Origin of the sequence: Propionicimonas sp. T2.31MG-18 (assembly GCF_964266745.1) — a bacterium.
In the GTDB taxonomy this organism is placed as follows: Bacteria; Actinomycetota; Actinomycetes; order Propionibacteriales; family Propionibacteriaceae; genus Propionicimonas.
On record NZ_CAXWGX010000026.1, the window covers coordinates 431,206 to 446,585 of the forward strand.

Here is a 15,380-nt window from a genome sequence, read left to right on the forward strand (position 1 = left end):
CAGGACGCGACGACTCAGCGGCGCAGCGGCGCCGCCCCGGCGCGGACGGCGTCGGCGACCGCGTCGAGGCTGGTCGTGTGCAGCGCCCACTGCTGCCAGTACAGCGCCACGTCCACCGTGCGCAGCGCCGAGCCGGGCACGGAGGACAGGTCGACCTCCTGGCCGGTGCGCCGCTCGAGGTCGGGCAGCATCCCCCAGCCGTACCCGAGCTGGACCGCCTCGGAGAACTGGGTGCTCGCCGGCACCAGGTGTACCGGAGGGGCGTCGGCCGCCACTCCCGCCTCCGCGAGCCGTTCCGACTGGAGCTGGTCTCGGGAGTCGAACACCACGACCGGGGCGCGGCGGAGGGCCTCCGCGTCCACCCCGGCGGCGAACCAGCGCTCGGCGAAGGCGGCGGAAGCGATCGGCCGGTAGCGCATCGCGCCCAGCGGCTCGACCGTGCAGCCCTGCACCGGCGTGCGCTGGCTGGTGATCGCGGCCATCGCCGTGCCGTCGCGCAGGAACTCCGTGGTGTGTGCCTGGTCCTCGCGCAGGAACGTGACCCGGACCTGCCCCGCGACCGGGGCGAGCGCGCGCAGCGTCCAGGTGGCCAGCGAGTCGGCGTTGACGGCCAGTCGCACCTCCGGCGGGCCGGCGGACGCCGTGCCGAGCGAGGCTTCGACGTCCGCGGCGAGCGCCTCCAGTTGCCGCGCCAGGCGTAGGACGGGGCGCCCCGCCTCGGTGGGGACGACCGGCCGGCTCCGCCGCAGCAGGACGGCGCCGACGGATCGTTCCAGCGCCTTGAGCCGCTGGCTGATGGCCGACGGGGTCAGGTGCAGGGCGGTCGCGGCCGCCTCCAGCGTCCCGTGGTCGACGACGGCGGCGAGGGCGCGCAGCTGCGGGAGGTCCCAGTCCATGGGCCAAGGTTAAGTCACGCTAAGGAACCCGGAGAAACATTCGTTGGACTTCACAAGGCCGCGCCCGTAGCGTCGGAGCCGTGCTTCCCACCGCCCTCTCCGGACTCGGCTTCGGGCTCAGCCTCATCGTGGCGATCGGCGCGCAGAACGCGTTCGTGATGCGGCAGGGCCTGCGGCGCGAGCACGTCGGGGTCGTGGTGGTGATCTGCGCGCTGAGCGACATCGTCCTGATCGCCCTCGGCACCGGCGGCGTCGGCGCGGTCATCTCCGCGCACCGGCCGGTGCTCGCCGGGGTCACGGTCGTCGGCAGCGCCGTCCTCCTCTGGTACGCCGCGACGGCGGTGCGTCGTGCGGTGCGCCCGGTCGCGCTCGTGGCGGACTTCGGCGGCGAGGCGGGACGAATGGTCCCGGTGGCCCTGACCGCGCTCGCGCTCACCTGGCTGAACCCCCACGTCTACCTGGACACCGTGGTCCTGCTGGGCTCGGTCGCCTCCGCACAGGCCTCTCCGTGGACGTTCGCCGCCGGCGCGATGGTGGCCAGCGTGGCCTGGTTCGCCGGGCTCGGCTACGGCGCGCAGGTGCTGCGTCCGCTGTTCGCGCGGCCCGCGGCGTGGCGCGTGTTCGACCTCGGCGTCGCCGCCGTCATGACGACGGTCGCGGTGGGCCTGCTGCTCGGGCTCCGGGGGGACGCCGGCTGAGGCGACCCGCCCGGGCGGTCACGAGCGCCGGTCAGCCCTGGCAGAGCGTCGCGAAGGCGGTCATCTCGGTCTGGAACGCGCTCAGGCTTCCCGCCATGTCGGCGGCCTTCGTCGGGTCCTGGATGGTCGCGTTGAGGGCGTCGACAAGCGCCTTCACCGCGGCGACAGCCTTCTCGCCCTGGGCCTTGACCTCGGGGTTGTTCACGGCGGCGATGGCGCCCTCGAGCGAGCCGGCGAAGTCCTGCAACGCCGCCACGGCCTTCGCCGGGTCGGTGCCCATCTCGGACACCGCGCTGTTGAGCGTGTCGCTCGCGGTCGACATGGTGGCGCTGAGCGCGTCGCACGCCTCCGCCTTGGTCTGGGTCGAGCCACCGGCCGCCGCCGTGGTGGCGGGGGCGGACGCAGCCGGGGCCGAGGAGGCGCCGGACAGGCCGGGCACGGCGCAGCCGGCCAGGAGCAGGGGAACGGCCACGAGGCCGGTGACGAGGCGGGCGAGGGTGCGCATGGGTCCTCCTGGGACGGGAGTCGTTGCCGAGACTGTAGCGGGTGCGGCCCGCGCCGCCTGCCGGTGCCGCGCCCTCGGGAGGCGACGCGCGCGGCTACCGCGCCAGCGCCCGGACGGCGTCCACCGTGTCCGCGTCCTGCGCTGCCTTGTCCTCGCGGTAGCGCACCACCCGGGCGAAGCGCAGCGCCATGCCCGACGGGTACCGCCGCGAGCGCTGCACGCCGTCGAAGGCGACCTCGACCACCTGCTCGGGGCGCAGGTGCACGACGTGGCCCTCTCGGCCGGTCTCCAGGCCGAGGAACCGCGCGGTCTGCCAGGCGAGCATCTCGTCGGTCATCCCCTTGAACGTCTTGCCGAGCATCGCGAAGCCACCGGTGCGGGGGTCCCGCGCGCCGAGGTGGATGTTCGACAGCCATCCCTGCCGTCGTCCGCTGCCCCACTCGACGGCGAGCACCACGAGGTCGAGGGTGTGGACGGGCTTGACCTTGACCCAGCCCGCCCCACGGCGGCCCGCAGCGTAGCCCGCGTCCAGCGCCTTGACCACCACGCCCTCGTGGCCGGCGGCCAGCACCTGCCGGGAGAAGTCCTCGGCCTCGCCCGCATCCGCCGTCACCAGCCGGTCGACCATCAGCCCGGACGGGAGCAGCGCGGCGAGCCGCGCCTGGCGGGTGGCCAGCGGGTCGTCCACGAGGTCGAGGTCGTCGAGGTGGAGCAGGTCGAAGAAGAACGGACGCAGCCGCGCCCCGGCCGAGGCGGTGTCCTGGAAGGCCATGGGACGCCCGTCGGGGCCCAGCGCGAGCGCCTCCCCGTCCAGCACGAGGCGCTCGGCGGGCAGGGCGGCGACGGCGTCCACCACGTGCGGCAGGCGCGCGGTGATGTCGTCGAGGCTGCGGCTGTAGACCGACACGGCCGCGCCGTCGCGGTGCACCTGGATGCGGATGCCGTCGAGCTTGGCCTCCACCGACACCGGCGCCGCGGCGAAGCGGCCCAGGGCCTCCGCCACGGTGGGGGCGCTCGCGGCCAGCATGGGCAGCACGGGCCGCCCCACCTCGAGGCCGACCGCGGCGAGCGCCGCCTCGCCGCCCTGGTGCGCGGTCACGGCCACGACGGGGATCGAGCCGGAGAACATGGCCGCCCGGCGCGCCGCCTCCAGCGGCACGTCGAACGCCTGGGCGATCGCGGCGAGGAGCACTCCCTCCAGGGCGCCCTGCCGGGTCTCACCGGTGAGCAGGCCCACCAGGAACGACTGCTCGGCGCTGGTCGCGCGGGCCAGCAGACCGGCGAGCACCTGCTGCCGGGCGGACTGGGAGCCCGCTCCGGCCAGCGCGGCGAGCTCGGCGAACGCCGCGTCCACCTCGGAGACGCCGAGGGCTGGCGTGGCCGCGGGCTCGGGACGGGTGGCCAGTGAGCGCCAGCCGACGCCGGTGCGGCGCTGCCGCAGCGATCCGGAGAGGAAGTGCGCGACCACGTCGAGTTCCCCGGCGTCGGCCGCCCGGAGGGTCCGGGCCAGCGCGGCAACCTTGGCGGTCCGCGAGCCGGTGGCCGCGACCCGGGTGGAGGTGTCGACGAGCTCGTGGAACAGCATGGCCCCACTATCGGCAGCCCGCGGCGGGCTTGTCGAGCCTTCCGCCGCGGTGACTGTCGGGGCGCCGGGCTACCGTTGCGGCGTGAGCGAGCCGCGCACCCGTGACTGGCGACCGGCGTGGCCCTGCCCGGTCGGCGAGGTGTGGGGGCCGGGCAGGCGCGGCGTGGCCGACCCGACGCACCGGGTGCTCCAGGGCGTCCACTGGCGCGCGGTGGGCACGGTGGACGGGCCGGCGACGCTCGCCGTGTCACCGCTCGACGGCACCGGCGTCGTGCACGCCGAGGCCTGGGGCCCCGGCGCCGAGCGGGTGCTCGACCGGCTCCCGTCCCTGCTGGGGGCCCTGGACGACCCGTCGGGCTTCCGCCCGCTGCACCCGGTGGTCGCCGAGCTGCACCGCAGGCGTCCGCACTGGCGGCTGGCGCGCACGGCCAGCGTCTGGGACGCGCTCGTGCCGGCGGTGATCGAGCAGAAGGTGACCGGCCAGGAGGCGACCATCGGCATCCGCTCGCTTCTGGCGCGGTACGGCAGCCCGGGCCCCGGCCCCGGCGCGTCGCTGGGCCTGCGCACGTTCCCCACCCCGGAGGAGGTCCGGCTGGTGCCGTCGTGGGAGTGGCTGTCGCTGGGCATCGACCCGGCCCGCTCCCGCACGCTGGTCGCTGCGGCGCGGGTGGCGCCGACCCTGGAGCGCGTCCTGCCCGCAGAACCCGACGCCGCGGACGCGCGCCTGCGCAGCCTGCCGGGCATCGGGGTGTGGTCGAGCGCGGAGGTCCGCGCCCGTGCCCTCGGCGACGCGGACGCGGTGAGCTTCGGCGACTACCACGTGCCGCGCGACATCGGCTGGGCGCTGGTGGGCACCGAGCTGGACGACGACGGGCTGGCCGCGTTGCTGGAGCCCTACCGTCCGCACCGCCTCCGCGTTCAGCGGCTGGTGGCGCTGGCCGGGCTGCACCGGCCGCGCCACGGGCCCCGGCTGGCCCCGAGGACGCATCTTCCGGCCCGCAGGGGTCGCGCCTAGTCTTGGACCCGTCCAGGTGGAGGCAGCGATGACGCAGATCCAGGCTCGGGAACGGGCATCGGTCGACGACGCCCTCGCGGCTGTCGCCAACGACCTCGCCGGTGAGTTCCGGCTGCAACCCCTCCTGGAGAAGATCCTGCGCAGCGCGGTCGAGCTGCTGGGCTGCCACAGCGGCTCGTTGTGCCTGATCGACCAGGTGAGCCACACCTATCGCAAGGAGATCGACCTCGACGAGGGGTGCCAGACCGGCATGGTGTTCTCGCTCGAGGAGGGCTGCACGGGGGCGGTCGCCCGCGCGGGCAAGCCGGTGATCTTCGAACGCTACGGCCAGGTGCGCAACGGTCACATCCGTCCCGACGAGCCCCGCTACGGCCGCGCGGTGATCGGCGTCCCGATCACCGTGCGCACGAGCATGATCGGCGCCTGCATCGTGTTCGCCGCCACGGACGAGCAGCGGTTCGGTGCCGCGGACGCCCAGCTGCTCCAGCGCTTCGCGACCCACGCCGCCATCGCGATCGCCAACTCCCGGCTGCACGAGGAGGCGTCCGAGCGGGCGAAGGCAGCCGCGGTGGCCTCCGAACGCGAGCGCTCGATGCTCGAGGTGCACGACAGCATCGGACGCGGCCTGGCCACCGTCGCCCTGCGTATCGCCGAGGCGCACGCCGCCGTCAGCCACGGCGAGGACCCGCTGCCCGCGCTCACCCAGGCCCAGCAGGCGGCGCAGGAGACGATGAACTCCGGACGCCGGGCCGTCTGGGGGCTGGGGCCGGCCGGGCTGGCCGGCCGTCCGCTCGAGGAGAGCATCGGGCTGGAGCTGGAGTGGGTGCAGGCGACGTCCGACCTGGCCGCGACGTTCCGGGTGTTCGGCGATCGCCAGCCCCTGTCGCGCAACGTCGAGACCCAGGTGCTGCGGATCGTCCAGGAATCGCTGACCAACGTGGTGCAGCACGCCCGCGCGTCCGGCGTGCGGGTGGGGCTGGTGTATGGCTCCGACGGCATCGCCGTGATCGTGGAGGACGACGGCTGCGGCTTCGACCCCGACAAGGGGCGCCGGCAGGGGGTCGGGCTGCCGGGGCTCGTGGCGCGCGCGGCCCAGGTCGGTGGACGGGTGCGCATCGACTCGACCCCGGGCTGGGGCACCCGGATCAGGGCCGACCTGCCCTACCGCGCGGCGTTGAGCGGGGTGGCCGAGAGCCCTCGCCTGCGGGTGGTGCTGGTGCACCCGTTGCCGGCGATGCGGGCCGGGCTGGTCCGCATGCTCGACGCCAGCGAGCCGGGGGTGCAGGTGGTCGCGGAGGTGGCCGACGTCGGCCCCGCGGTGGAGGCCGTGCGGTTGCTGCGTCCCGACGTCGTGCTGGTGGGCACCCGCCTGCCGGGCGCCGGCGGTCCGGAACTGGTCGCCGCGCTGCGGGCCTCGGCCGCTTCCGCCGGGGTGGTGGCGGTGATCGACCCGGGCACACCCGAGTCGGAGCTGCGCGACTGGGCCGCCGCGGGCGTCCGTGGCTTCGTCCAGGCCGACGTGGACGCCATGACGCTGGGCCGCGCCGTCATCGGGGTGGCGCGCGGCGACGTCCTGGTCTTCGGCGGGATGCTGGCACAGCTCGGCGGCCTGCCCGCCGTCGACGCCGACCGCCTCACCGGGCGCGAGGTCGAGGTGCGCAGCCTGCTCGAACAGGGCCTGGCCGACAAGCAGATCGCCTCCCGCCTGGGCATCTCGGTGAAGACCGTCGAGAAGCATGTGAGCGCGATCCTGCGCAAGGGCGGCGTGCGCTCGCGCACCGAGCTGCTCGCCCGCGCCTGAGTGCTCCCTGCGCCGGGGCGACCGGCCCGGCTCCCGGACCCCCATGCCACCCCCCACACGGCTGTGGGGGGATTACCCCATACCTGCTCCCGGGGGGCCCGACCTAGCGTGAGGGCGTACCTGACGAGAGGAGCCAATGGTGGCTGTCCAGTCCTTGGCGGACATCCTCAGGCCGGCCTTCGCCCAGCGCTACGGCGTCCCGGCCATCAACATCCTCAACGACCTCACCATGGAGAACGTGCTCGCGGGGGCGGTCGAGGCACGGTCGCCGGTGATCCTCCAGACCTCGGTGAAGACCGTCCGTTCGATCGGCGTGAACACCCTGTTCCAGATGTGGAAGGCCATGACGGCGGGCATCGAGGTGCCCTGCGCGCTGCACCTCGACCACTGCCCCGACCGCCAGGTGATCAGCGACTGCCTCGCCGCCGGCTGGAACTCCGTGCTGTTCGACGCGTCGCAGCTGCCGGTGGAGGAGAACCAGCGCCAGACCGTCGAGGTGGTCGCGGAGGCGCGCCGCTACGACGCCCACGTGGAGGGCGAGATCGAGTCGATCACGGGCCAGGAGGACGGGATCGGCTCGGACGAGGAGTCCAAGCGCCAGACCCTCGAGGTGACGCTGCGCTACCTCGAGGCCACGAACGTGGACGTGTTCGCCCCCGCGATCGGCAACGCGCACGGCACCTACAAGCGGGCGCCGGTGCTCGACTTCCAGCGCGTCTCCGACATCGTGGACGCCCATCCGGTGCCCATCGCGCTGCACGGCGGCAGCGGCCTGAGCGACGAGCAGTTCCGTGACTGCATCGCCCGCGGCTGCGCCAAGGTGAACATCTCGACGGCGCTGAAGGAGACCTTCATGCAGTCGAGCCTGGCCTTCCTCAAGGACGCGGAGGCGAAGGCGAAGTGGGACCCGCCGTCGCTGTTCACCGCCGTCGGTGCGGACGTCCGCGCGATGACCAGGCACTTCGCAGAGGTGTTCGGCAGCGCGGGCAGGGCCTGACATGCCGGCCCTGGTCTTCGACTGCGACGGCGTGCTGGCCGACACGGAGAAGGACGGCCACCTGCCCGCCTTCAACGACGCGTTCGCCGAGTTCGGCGTGCCGGTCCGCTGGGACGTGCCCACCTACGCGGAGAAGGTGAAGATCGGCGGCGGGAAGGAGCGGATCGCCTCCGACCTGCCCGACACCGACGGTGCCGCCGACCTGATCAGGCACCTCCACGCCCGCAAGACCCAGCTGTTCCTCGAGCGGGTGCGTGACGGCCAGCTCCCCGGCCGTCCCGGCATCGCCCGGATCGTCGCCGACGCCCTCGCCCACGGGTGGACGGTCGCCGTCGCGTCCACCTCCGCCGAGCCGTCGGTGCGGGGCGTCCTCGAGCACGCGGTCGGTGCGGAGCTCGCTGAGCGGTGCCACGTCTTCGCCGGCGACATCGTGCCGCGGAAGAAGCCGGCACCGGACATCTACCTCAAGGTCCTTGACGACCTCCGCCTCGACCCCGCCGAGTGCCTGGTCGTGGAGGACTCCGGGATCGGCGTCCAGGCGGCCCGCGGTGCGGGGCTCGCGGTGGTGGTGACGGTCAGCACCTTCACCGCGGACGACGACTTCACCGGGGCGTCCCTTGTGCTCAGCCACCTGGGCGACCCGGGCGACCCGCTGGCCGTGGTGTCCGCGCCGGCGGGCGTCCGCCCCGAGGGGATGGTCACCCTGGCCGACCTCGAGCAGCTGCTCCCAACCAACCAGGAGGAATCCAGATGACCGGATCCATCACCGACGTCGAGTTCGTGATGCGGAACATCGCCGAGAACATCGTCGCCAACGAGACCTACTTCGGGGAGCTGGACGCCGTCGTCGGCGACGGCGACTTCGGCTACTCGCTGGCCCGCGGCTTCGAGATCGCGCTCGAGCAGTGGGACAGCTTCGACCGCAGCGACCCCGGTGTCTTCCTCACCAAGATCGCCGCGGCCGTCTCCGCACGGATCGGTGGCACCTCCGGCCCGATCTGGGGCACCGCCATGCTCCGGGCCGGGGTGCAGCTGAAGGAACACCCCCAGATCGAGGGCGCGGACGTGGTGCGCGCGCTGCGCGCCTCGGTCGAGGGGATCAAGGCGAGGGGGCAGGCCGACCTCGGTGACAAGACCCTGCTGGACGCCCTCGTCCCCGCCATCGACACCCTCGAGGCGGAGTCGGCGGCCGGCCACGGCGCGGCCGAGATCGTGCGCGCCATGGCCGTCACCGCGCGGGCGGCGGCGGAGAACACCAAGACGATGCAGGCCATGCGCGGCCGCGCGTCCTACACCGGCGAGCGCAGCATCGGGTCGGTCGACGCCGGCGCCATGGCGATCGCCGTCCTGCTGGAGGCCCTGGCCGAGGCCTGGTCGAAGCGCTAGCCACCCATCCGTCCCACACCACAACCCGAACCCGAGGAAGGGAAACCCATGAAGAAGTTCGTCAACGATCCCAAGCAGTTCGTCCCCGAGATGCTGAAGGGCATCGCCCTGGCCAACCCGGACACCATCAAATACGTGCCCGAGTACAACCTGATCATGCGGGCCGACGCCCCCAACCACGACAAGGTGAGCATCGTGCAGGGGTCGGGCTCCGGCCACGAGCCGGCCCACGTGATGGTGGTCGGCCCCGGCATGCTCGACGCGGCCTGCCCCGGTGACGTGTTCGCCGCCCCGCCGAGCGACTACGTGTACCAGACCGCCAAGCTGGTCGCCTCGGACAAGGGCGTCCTGCTGCTGGTGAACAACTACACCGGGGACCGGATGGCGTTCGAGATGGCGCAGGAACTTGCCGAGGCCGAGGGCCTCAAGGTGACCACCCTGTTCATCAACGACGACGTCGCGGTGCAGGACTCCACCTGGACCGTGGGCCGCCGCGGCGTGGCCGGCAACTTCTTCGTGATCAAGGCCGTCGGCGCGAAGTCCGAGCAGGGCGCCTCGCTGGAAGAGGTGAAGGCGATCGGCGAGAAGGTGAACTCGGTGACCCGCACGATGGGCATCGCGCTCAGCTCCTGCACCCCGCCGGCCAAGGGCGTGCCGCTGTTCGAGATCGCGGACGACGAGATGGAGGTCGGCGTGGGCATCCACGGCGAGCCCGGACGCCGTCGCGCCAAGCTGGTCAGCGCGGACGAGATCGTCGACGAACTGCTCGGCGCGGTCGTGCCCGACCTGCCCTTCACCGCCGGCGACCGCGTCGCGCTGATGATCAACGGCCTGGGCGGGACCCCGATCAGCGAGCTCTACCTGCTGTTCGGCATCGCAGCGCAGAAGCTGGCCGACCAGGGCATCACGGTCGCGAGGAGCTACGTCGGCGAGTACTGCACCAGCCTCGAGATGGCCGGTGCGTCGCTGACGCTGGTCAAGCTGGACGACGAGATCGAGGCGCTCCTCGAGGCCCCGGCGTCCATCGTGAACCGCATCTTCTGACCGGCTGCGGTTCGTCCGTCTGACCCGTCCCCGTCCGCACGCGGGGAGTCCCGCGGTGGCGACACCGCCGGACCCACCGCGCCGGGCGGGGCGGGCCGGGATTCGATCCCCGTCGAGAGGATCCCGATCATGGCCACCTCCTGTGGCATCGCCTTCGAGGTCGCATCGCTCGGACTGCCCCCGGTGTCCGGCGAGGAGGAGCTGGTCGGCCGGCTCTCCCGCCTCCCCCTGACGGAGGAGACGTTCGCGCAGGCCCTGCGCTACGGCCGCCAGCTCGGCGTCACCGCGGAGTTCTCCCGCGTGATCGACTACTTCGCGGTCCCGCCGGGCCACCTGCCGGCGGGCTTCCGCGTGGTGTGGAGGCTGGCGGCGGACGGCCTGCTGTCCGCCGACCTCGTCCGTGACATCGGCCAGGACGCCGACGGCGTCCCGCGCCCCACGCCGATGCTGTTCTCCGCGGACACCGCGAACCCCTACGAGCTGGAGCCGGTCGCACCGCTGATCGCCAATCTCACCTGCAACCCCGGCATCATCTACGACCTGTTCATCAACAACCCCCGGGCCAACGTCGAGCACCGGTACTCGACCCGGGACGAGGTGATGACCGAGATCGCCCGGATCCTGGGGCCGGGATGTGACGTGTCGGTGGAACTCGACGACCCGTTCGAGCCCGACTTCGGCAGGGTGCTGGCCGAGTGCGAGCAGATGCGGGACATCCTCGGTGAGTGGCGGACGGTGATCAAGGTGCCGCACACCGGGCCGGTCAGCGCCGCGAACGCGGGGGAGCTGCTCACCGGCGACAAGCGCCTGCGCCGCCGCTGGGACACCGCGTCCCCGGAGGAGGCCTTCGCCGGCCACCGGCTCGCGCTGCGGCTGCGCGAGCACGGCTTCCGGGTGAACTTCACGCTGATGTTCGAGCCCTACCAGGCCCGGCTCGCCCTCCAGGCCCGGCCCGCGTTCATCAACAGCTTCATCCGCAACCGGCTGGCCCAGACCCGGCGGATGGCCGAGCTGCTCGAACGCGGACGCGACGACGCCGAGGCGCTGGTCGAGCTGCGCGACTACCTGGTCGGCGTCGACGCGCTGTCCGGCGACGAGGTGGACGCGCCGGTGGAGGTGGCCGTCGCCATCGCGCGCCGGGCGGTCATTTCCCGGCGCATCGACGACCACGAGGGCGCGGACGGGCTGGACGGCGTCCGGCACAACCTGCGGGTGCTGCGGCAGGCCGACCTGCCGGACACGCGGCTGATCGTCTGCTCGCTGGAGGGCGAGGCGATGTACCCCGACATCGACCGGCTGCTCACCGAGCCGGAGTTCGCCGACATGGCCGGACGCGTGGTGGTCACCGCCGAACCCGGCTACCTCGCCCGCTTCGCGTCCGCGAGCCAGGTGGTCAGCTACCAGCGGCGGTTCCTGTCGGCGGCTCGCGGGCAGCGCTGAACTCCGAGCGGCGTCCGGGCCCGGCGCGCGTCAGGAGGTGAGCTTGATGGTGGGAACGCCGAAATGGGTGGCGTTGACGTCGATGGTGTAGTTGCCGGTGAGGTCGACGTAGTTCGTGAACGTGCCTTTGACCTGCTTGTCCGCCGGGCACTTGGTGACGTTCCACTTCGCGCTCGAGGAGAAGCAGTAACCGGTGATGGTGAAGGCGGCCAGGCCCTTGATCTTGTACTGGGCGTTGCTGCCGGTTCCGCTCACCGCGTCGAAGATCGGCACCAGCACGGTCTTGTTCTGGATGGTGGTCCAGTCGAAGTCCTTGCACGACGTCGAGCCGTCATTGCCGGGGTCGCTGAGCACCCACTCACCGGAGACGACCATGGACACGCACTTCACGCCGGTCAGCCAGCCGAAGCCGCCCGGAACCTCGTTGTGGGCCGGCGGGGTGCAGCTCTTCTCGATCAAGTGGACGGTGGTCTGACCGGCAACGAGCGGCTTGCCCTGGTCGTCCCAGCCCCCGGTCGCCTCATAAAAGGCGCACCAGGAGAAGGTCAGGGGAAGGGTCGCGCCCGCCGAGGGCCAGCCCCACTGCGCGGTGGCCCGTGCGGTGAGGTCCGTGGTGGGGAACCCGAGGATCCCGGCGAAGTAGTTGGTCCTGGTGGCCTGGGCAGAGACGGTGACCGTCGAGGGCCCGATCGGTCCCTCGACCGTGCCGGAGGCCTTCCCGTCGAGCTTGTTCGCCTTCACGTAGGTGTCGGCGCTGTCGACGCAGGCGCCGCGGGCGCAGGACTCCGCGATCGCGAGCGCGGCCGCGTCCGCGCCGTTGCGGAGCTGCTGCTGCTCGGCGTAGGCCATCCCCAGGTCGACCGAGAGCGCTCCGCCCGCCATCAGCACCAGCATCAGCAACGCCATCGTGACCGCGGTGGCGCCGCGCTGCGATCCACGCCGTCCGGTCAGCCGCCGCATTGCATGCTCCCGATGCCCTTGAGGCTGACCTGGCTGCCGAGGATCCCGTCGAACCAGCCGGTGATCGACCGGTACCGGTAGGTCAGGGTGAGGGTCGTCTGGCCCATCGGGGTGCACGGTGCGGAGAACGTGCCGGAGACCACCGCGCCGGGAGTCAGGGCGGACCTGGCCAGGTCGATGGCGGCCTGTTGGGCTCCCGGCGTCGTGTAGTTGATGGCGTAGTTGCGGACACCAAGGCGCGCCGCGTTGGAGACCGACGCCTGGACCAGGAACGCGTAGCTGAACTCGATGATGCCGAGCAGCAGGATCATCAGGACCGGAAGGATCAGGGCGAACTCCACGGCGACACTCCCGCGCTCAGATCGCCTGGTCCGCATGATCGTCCCCCACTCGGTCCGGTGGAGGCGAAGCACCTGCTCGGACGCGGGGGCACGTCTCCACACCTGCTATACCGCGCGCGATGGCCCGAGGGTTACGGGTAGGAGCAGCAATTCGGCGAAAACACCCGTGGATCCGCTGCCGGACCCACGGGTGTGCCGCGGCGGAGGTCAGGGTTCGAGGCCGAGCGCCTTCGGGAAGACGGCGAGCGGGACCGAGCCGAGGTTGAGCGCGCGGGTGTGGAAGTCCTTCAGGCTGAACTCCTCACCGGCGGCGCGCGCCGCGGCCTCCGAGCGGGCGCGGTAGCCTTCCCACAGCCGCTGGCCGATCTTGTAGGACGGGGCCTGGCCCGGCCAGCCGAGGTAGCGGTTGAGCTCGAAGCGCAGGAATGCCTCGTCCATGTTCACGTTGGCCTTGAAGCACTCCCAGGCCTTCTCCGCGTCCCAGGTGCCGCCGCCCCACTGCGCGGGGGCGGGCTTGCGGCAGTGCACGCCGATGTCGAGCACGACGCGCGTCGCCCGCATGCGCTGGCCGTCCACCAGGCCGAGGCGGTCGCCGGGGTCGTCCATGAACCCGAACTCCTCCATCAGCCGCTCGGAGTACAGCGCCCAGCCCTCGCCGTGCCCGGAGCTCCAGCTGACCAGCCGTCGCCACGAGTTCAGCTGCTCGCGGTTGAGCACGGCCTGGGCGATCTGCAGGTGGTGGCCCGGGACGCCCTCGTGGTAGACGGTCGTCTTCTCGCGCCAGGTGCTGAACTCGGTGACGCCCGGCGGCACCGACCACCACATGCGGCCCGGACGCGAGAAGTCGTCGGACGGGCCGGTGTAGTAGATGCCGCCGTTCTCGGTCGGCGCGATCATGCACTCGATCGTCTTCAGCGGTTCGGCGAGGTCGAAGTGCACCCCGTCGAGGGCGGCGATCGCGGCGTCCGCGGTCTGCTGCATCCAGCGCTGGAGGGCCTCCTTGCCGTGGAGCCGGCGGGACGGGTCGGCCTCGAGCGCGGCGACGGCGTCGGCCATCGTTGCGCCCGGACCAGCGATCTCGGCCATGATCCGCTCCTGCTCCGCGGTCATCCGGGCGAGCTCCTCCAGGCCCCACTCGTAGGTCTCGTCGAGGTCGACGGCGTCGCCGACGAACTCCCGCGACCACAGCGCGTAGCGGTCCCTGCCGACGGCGTCGTCGGAGGGCGCCTGGCCGGCCAGCTCGTCGCCGAGGAACGCGACCAGCTCGCCGTAGGCCTGGGCGGCCTTGCGTCCGGCCATCGCGAGGTCGTTGGCGAGCGCACCCTCGGCGGGGCTGCCGTCCGGAGTGGCGCCGGCGAGGAAGGTCACGAAGAACGACGAGGACGGGTCGGCGAGCTCCGCGGCCTGCTTGATGCCCTCCTGCACCTGGAGGGCCGCGGGCACGAGACCGCGCCGGGCGGCCGACCGCAGCGACTCGATGTAGCCGTGGACGGCCCACGGCACCTTCGACACGCGCGCGGCGATGTTGGCCCAGTCGTCGGTGGTGGCGGTGGGCATCAGGTCGAGGACGTCGCGCAGCGCCTGGAGCGGCGAGGCGATCACGTTCAGCTGACCCTCGAACTCCCCTGCCTCGTGCAGGTCGAGGGCGAGCTGCAGCCGGTCGGTCATGGCGGCGACGGTCACCGCGTCGACGTCGTCGGCCGGCTCTGCCGTGGCGAGCCGGGCGAGCGTCTCCCGGCTCAGCCGGGCGAGCTCGGCGTGGCCCTCGGGGGAGAGGTCGGTCATCTGGTGGTCGTGTCCGGGAATGCCCATCTCGGTCGCGGCGAGCGGGTCGAGCTCGGCGAGGCGGTCGGTGTAGGCGTCGGCGATGGCGTCGATGGCAGTTGCTTGGCGTACAGTCACGATCCCGACCATAGCCCGCCAGAGCCCGGGCGAGGTACATCCGACCAGCCCGTCGTCGAGGAGTGTCATGACCCAGATCTGGGGCCACCGCGGCGCCCGTCGAGAGGCCCCGGAGAACACCGTCCCCGCGTTCCGGCGGGCGCTGGAGATCGGCGTCGACGGGGTGGAGTTCGACGTGCAGCTCACCGCGGACGGCGCGATGGTCGTGATCCACGACGAGACGGTCGACCGCACCACCGACGGACACGGCCCGGTGGTCGGGTTCACCCTCGCACAGCTCCGCCGGCTCGAGGCCACCGACGGCATGGACGGGTTCGCCGGCGTCGGCATCCCCACGCTGGCCGAGGTGCTGGACGTCGTCGCGCCGGCCGGCGTGGCCATCAACATCGAGCTGAAGAACTCCGTCGAGGCCTACCACGGGCTGGAGGAGCGGGTCCTGGCCGCGGTCGAGGCCTACGGGATCGCCGACCGCGTGGTGCTGTCGACGTTCAACCACTACTCGCTGAAGCGGCTCCAGGAGCTGGGGGCGCCGTCGGAGCTCGGCATGCTCTACACCGACCCGCTCTACAAGCCGTGGCGGTACGCGGCGCGGCTGGGCGTGGGTGCCATCCACCCGCCGGCCCGTTTCGTGATGGGCAGGGGCTACGTCCGCCGCGCGCACGCCGCGGGGCTCGCCGTCCGTCCGTGGGTGGTGAACGGCGAGCGGAAGCTGGCCCGCATGATCGGCTGGGGGGTGGACGCGGTGTTCACCGATGTGCCCCGCCTCGCCCTCGAGGTGCGCGAGCGCCTCGCGCCCGCTCGGGCCTGACC

Annotated in this window: 15 protein-coding genes; 9 read left to right on the top strand and 6 right to left on the bottom strand. The window is 72.7% G+C overall.

The window, feature by feature from the left end:
* Positions 1–14 precede the first annotated feature (14 nt).
* Complete coding sequence (locus tag ACFQQJ_RS12560) at positions 15–896, bottom strand: LysR family transcriptional regulator ArgP (RefSeq protein ID WP_377106918.1); 882 nt, start codon at positions 894–896, stop codon at positions 15–17.
* An 80-nt stretch (positions 897–976) separates the two neighbouring features.
* On the opposite strand from ACFQQJ_RS12560, the gene ACFQQJ_RS12565 reads away from it, so the two are divergent.
* The gene (locus ACFQQJ_RS12565; protein ID WP_377106919.1) at positions 977–1,594 is read left to right on the top strand and encodes a LysE/ArgO family amino acid transporter; all 618 of its coding nucleotides are present in this window, start codon (positions 977–979) and stop codon (positions 1,592–1,594) included.
* A gap of 31 nt (positions 1,595–1,625) precedes the next feature.
* Here ACFQQJ_RS12565 and ACFQQJ_RS12570 read toward each other — a convergent pair whose 3' ends face one another.
* Together ACFQQJ_RS12570 and ACFQQJ_RS12575 are read right to left on the bottom strand one after the other, a co-directional pair.
* A complete protein-coding gene (locus ACFQQJ_RS12570) occupies positions 1,626–2,099 on the bottom strand; it encodes a hypothetical protein (protein WP_377106920.1) in 474 nt (157 codons plus the stop codon).
* 94 nt (positions 2,100–2,193) lie between these two features.
* Entirely contained in the window at positions 2,194–3,684 is a 1,491-nt protein-coding gene (locus tag ACFQQJ_RS12575; RefSeq protein ID WP_377106921.1) for an ATP-dependent DNA ligase, read from the bottom strand.
* Between the two features lie 82 nt (positions 3,685–3,766).
* Here ACFQQJ_RS12575 and ACFQQJ_RS12580 point away from each other — a divergent pair, with 82 nt between their 5' ends.
* The 7 genes from ACFQQJ_RS12580 to ACFQQJ_RS12610 all read left to right on the top strand — a co-directional run bounded on the left by ACFQQJ_RS12580 (position 3,767) and on the right by ACFQQJ_RS12610 (position 11,367).
* Positions 3,767–4,699, top strand: coding sequence for a DNA-3-methyladenine glycosylase family protein (locus ACFQQJ_RS12580; protein WP_377106923.1), 933 nt, complete (start codon positions 3,767–3,769; stop codon positions 4,697–4,699).
* Between the two features lie 28 nt (positions 4,700–4,727).
* The gene (locus tag ACFQQJ_RS12585; protein ID WP_377106925.1) at positions 4,728–6,500 is read left to right on the top strand and encodes a GAF domain-containing protein; all 1,773 of its coding nucleotides are present in this window, start codon (positions 4,728–4,730) and stop codon (positions 6,498–6,500) included.
* A 139-nt stretch (positions 6,501–6,639) separates the two neighbouring features.
* Complete coding sequence (locus ACFQQJ_RS12590) at positions 6,640–7,497, top strand: class II fructose-bisphosphate aldolase (protein ID WP_377106927.1); 858 nt, start codon at positions 6,640–6,642, stop codon at positions 7,495–7,497.
* Position 7,498: 1 nt separating this feature from the next.
* The gene (locus ACFQQJ_RS12595) at positions 7,499–8,251 is read left to right on the top strand and encodes an HAD-IA family hydrolase (protein WP_377106928.1); all 753 of its coding nucleotides are present in this window, start codon (positions 7,499–7,501) and stop codon (positions 8,249–8,251) included.
* Complete coding sequence (gene dhaL, locus ACFQQJ_RS12600; protein WP_377106929.1) at positions 8,248–8,883, top strand: dihydroxyacetone kinase subunit DhaL; 636 nt, start codon at positions 8,248–8,250, stop codon at positions 8,881–8,883. The genes ACFQQJ_RS12595 and dhaL overlap by 4 nt, the downstream gene beginning before the upstream one ends.
* A 48-nt stretch (positions 8,884–8,931) precedes the next feature.
* The gene (gene dhaK, locus ACFQQJ_RS12605; protein ID WP_377106930.1) at positions 8,932–9,927 is read left to right on the top strand and encodes a dihydroxyacetone kinase subunit DhaK; all 996 of its coding nucleotides are present in this window, start codon (positions 8,932–8,934) and stop codon (positions 9,925–9,927) included.
* Between the two features lie 129 nt (positions 9,928–10,056).
* The gene (locus ACFQQJ_RS12610) at positions 10,057–11,367 is read left to right on the top strand and encodes a transaldolase family protein (RefSeq protein ID WP_377106931.1); all 1,311 of its coding nucleotides are present in this window, start codon (positions 10,057–10,059) and stop codon (positions 11,365–11,367) included.
* 30 nt (positions 11,368–11,397) lie between these two features.
* Here ACFQQJ_RS12610 and ACFQQJ_RS12615 read toward each other — a convergent pair whose 3' ends face one another.
* From ACFQQJ_RS12615 to ACFQQJ_RS12625, 3 genes are all read right to left on the bottom strand, one after another.
* Positions 11,398–12,327, bottom strand: coding sequence for a pilus assembly protein TadG-related protein (locus tag ACFQQJ_RS12615; RefSeq protein WP_377106932.1), 930 nt, complete (start codon positions 12,325–12,327; stop codon positions 11,398–11,400).
* The gene (locus ACFQQJ_RS12620) at positions 12,315–12,668 is read right to left on the bottom strand and encodes a TadE/TadG family type IV pilus assembly protein (protein ID WP_377106933.1); all 354 of its coding nucleotides are present in this window, start codon (positions 12,666–12,668) and stop codon (positions 12,315–12,317) included. The genes ACFQQJ_RS12615 and ACFQQJ_RS12620 overlap by 13 nt, the downstream gene beginning before the upstream one ends.
* Before the next feature lie 207 nt (positions 12,669–12,875).
* Positions 12,876–14,570 (bottom strand): DUF885 domain-containing protein, encoded by a 1,695-nt coding sequence (locus ACFQQJ_RS12625; RefSeq protein ID WP_377106935.1) that lies wholly within the window; start codon positions 14,568–14,570, stop codon positions 12,876–12,878.
* 67 nt (positions 14,571–14,637) lie between these two features.
* Here ACFQQJ_RS12625 and ACFQQJ_RS12630 point away from each other — a divergent pair, with 67 nt between their 5' ends.
* Positions 14,638–15,378 carry a glycerophosphodiester phosphodiesterase gene (locus tag ACFQQJ_RS12630; protein ID WP_377106936.1) on the top strand — a complete coding sequence of 247 codons (741 nt, stop codon included), beginning with the start codon at positions 14,638–14,640 and terminating at the stop codon, positions 15,376–15,378.
* The last annotated feature ends 2 nt before the right edge of the window (positions 15,379–15,380 follow it).

Excerpts from the sequence above, each read along its gene's own strand:
- ACFQQJ_RS12560 (WP_377106918.1), bottom strand. The coding sequence starts at position 896 with ATGGACTGGGACCTCCCGCAGCTGCGCGCCCTCGCCGCCGTCGTCGAC.
- ACFQQJ_RS12570 (WP_377106920.1), bottom strand. The coding sequence starts at position 2,099 with ATGCGCACCCTCGCCCGCCTCGTCACCGGCCTCGTGGCCGTTCCCCTG.
- ACFQQJ_RS12575 (WP_377106921.1), bottom strand. The coding sequence starts at position 3,684 with ATGCTGTTCCACGAGCTCGTCGACACCTCCACCCGGGTCGCGGCCACC.
- ACFQQJ_RS12585 (WP_377106925.1), top strand. The coding sequence starts at position 4,728 with ATGACGCAGATCCAGGCTCGGGAACGGGCATCGGTCGACGACGCCCTC.
- ACFQQJ_RS12595 (WP_377106928.1), top strand. The coding sequence starts at position 7,499 with ATGCCGGCCCTGGTCTTCGACTGCGACGGCGTGCTGGCCGACACGGAG.
- dhaL (WP_377106929.1), top strand. The coding sequence starts at position 8,248 with ATGACCGGATCCATCACCGACGTCGAGTTCGTGATGCGGAACATCGCC.
- dhaK (WP_377106930.1), top strand. The coding sequence starts at position 8,932 with ATGAAGAAGTTCGTCAACGATCCCAAGCAGTTCGTCCCCGAGATGCTG.
- ACFQQJ_RS12610 (WP_377106931.1), top strand. The coding sequence starts at position 10,057 with ATGGCCACCTCCTGTGGCATCGCCTTCGAGGTCGCATCGCTCGGACTG.
- ACFQQJ_RS12615 (WP_377106932.1), bottom strand. The coding sequence starts at position 12,327 with ATGCGGCGGCTGACCGGACGGCGTGGATCGCAGCGCGGCGCCACCGCG.
- ACFQQJ_RS12630 (WP_377106936.1), top strand. The coding sequence starts at position 14,638 with ATGACCCAGATCTGGGGCCACCGCGGCGCCCGTCGAGAGGCCCCGGAG.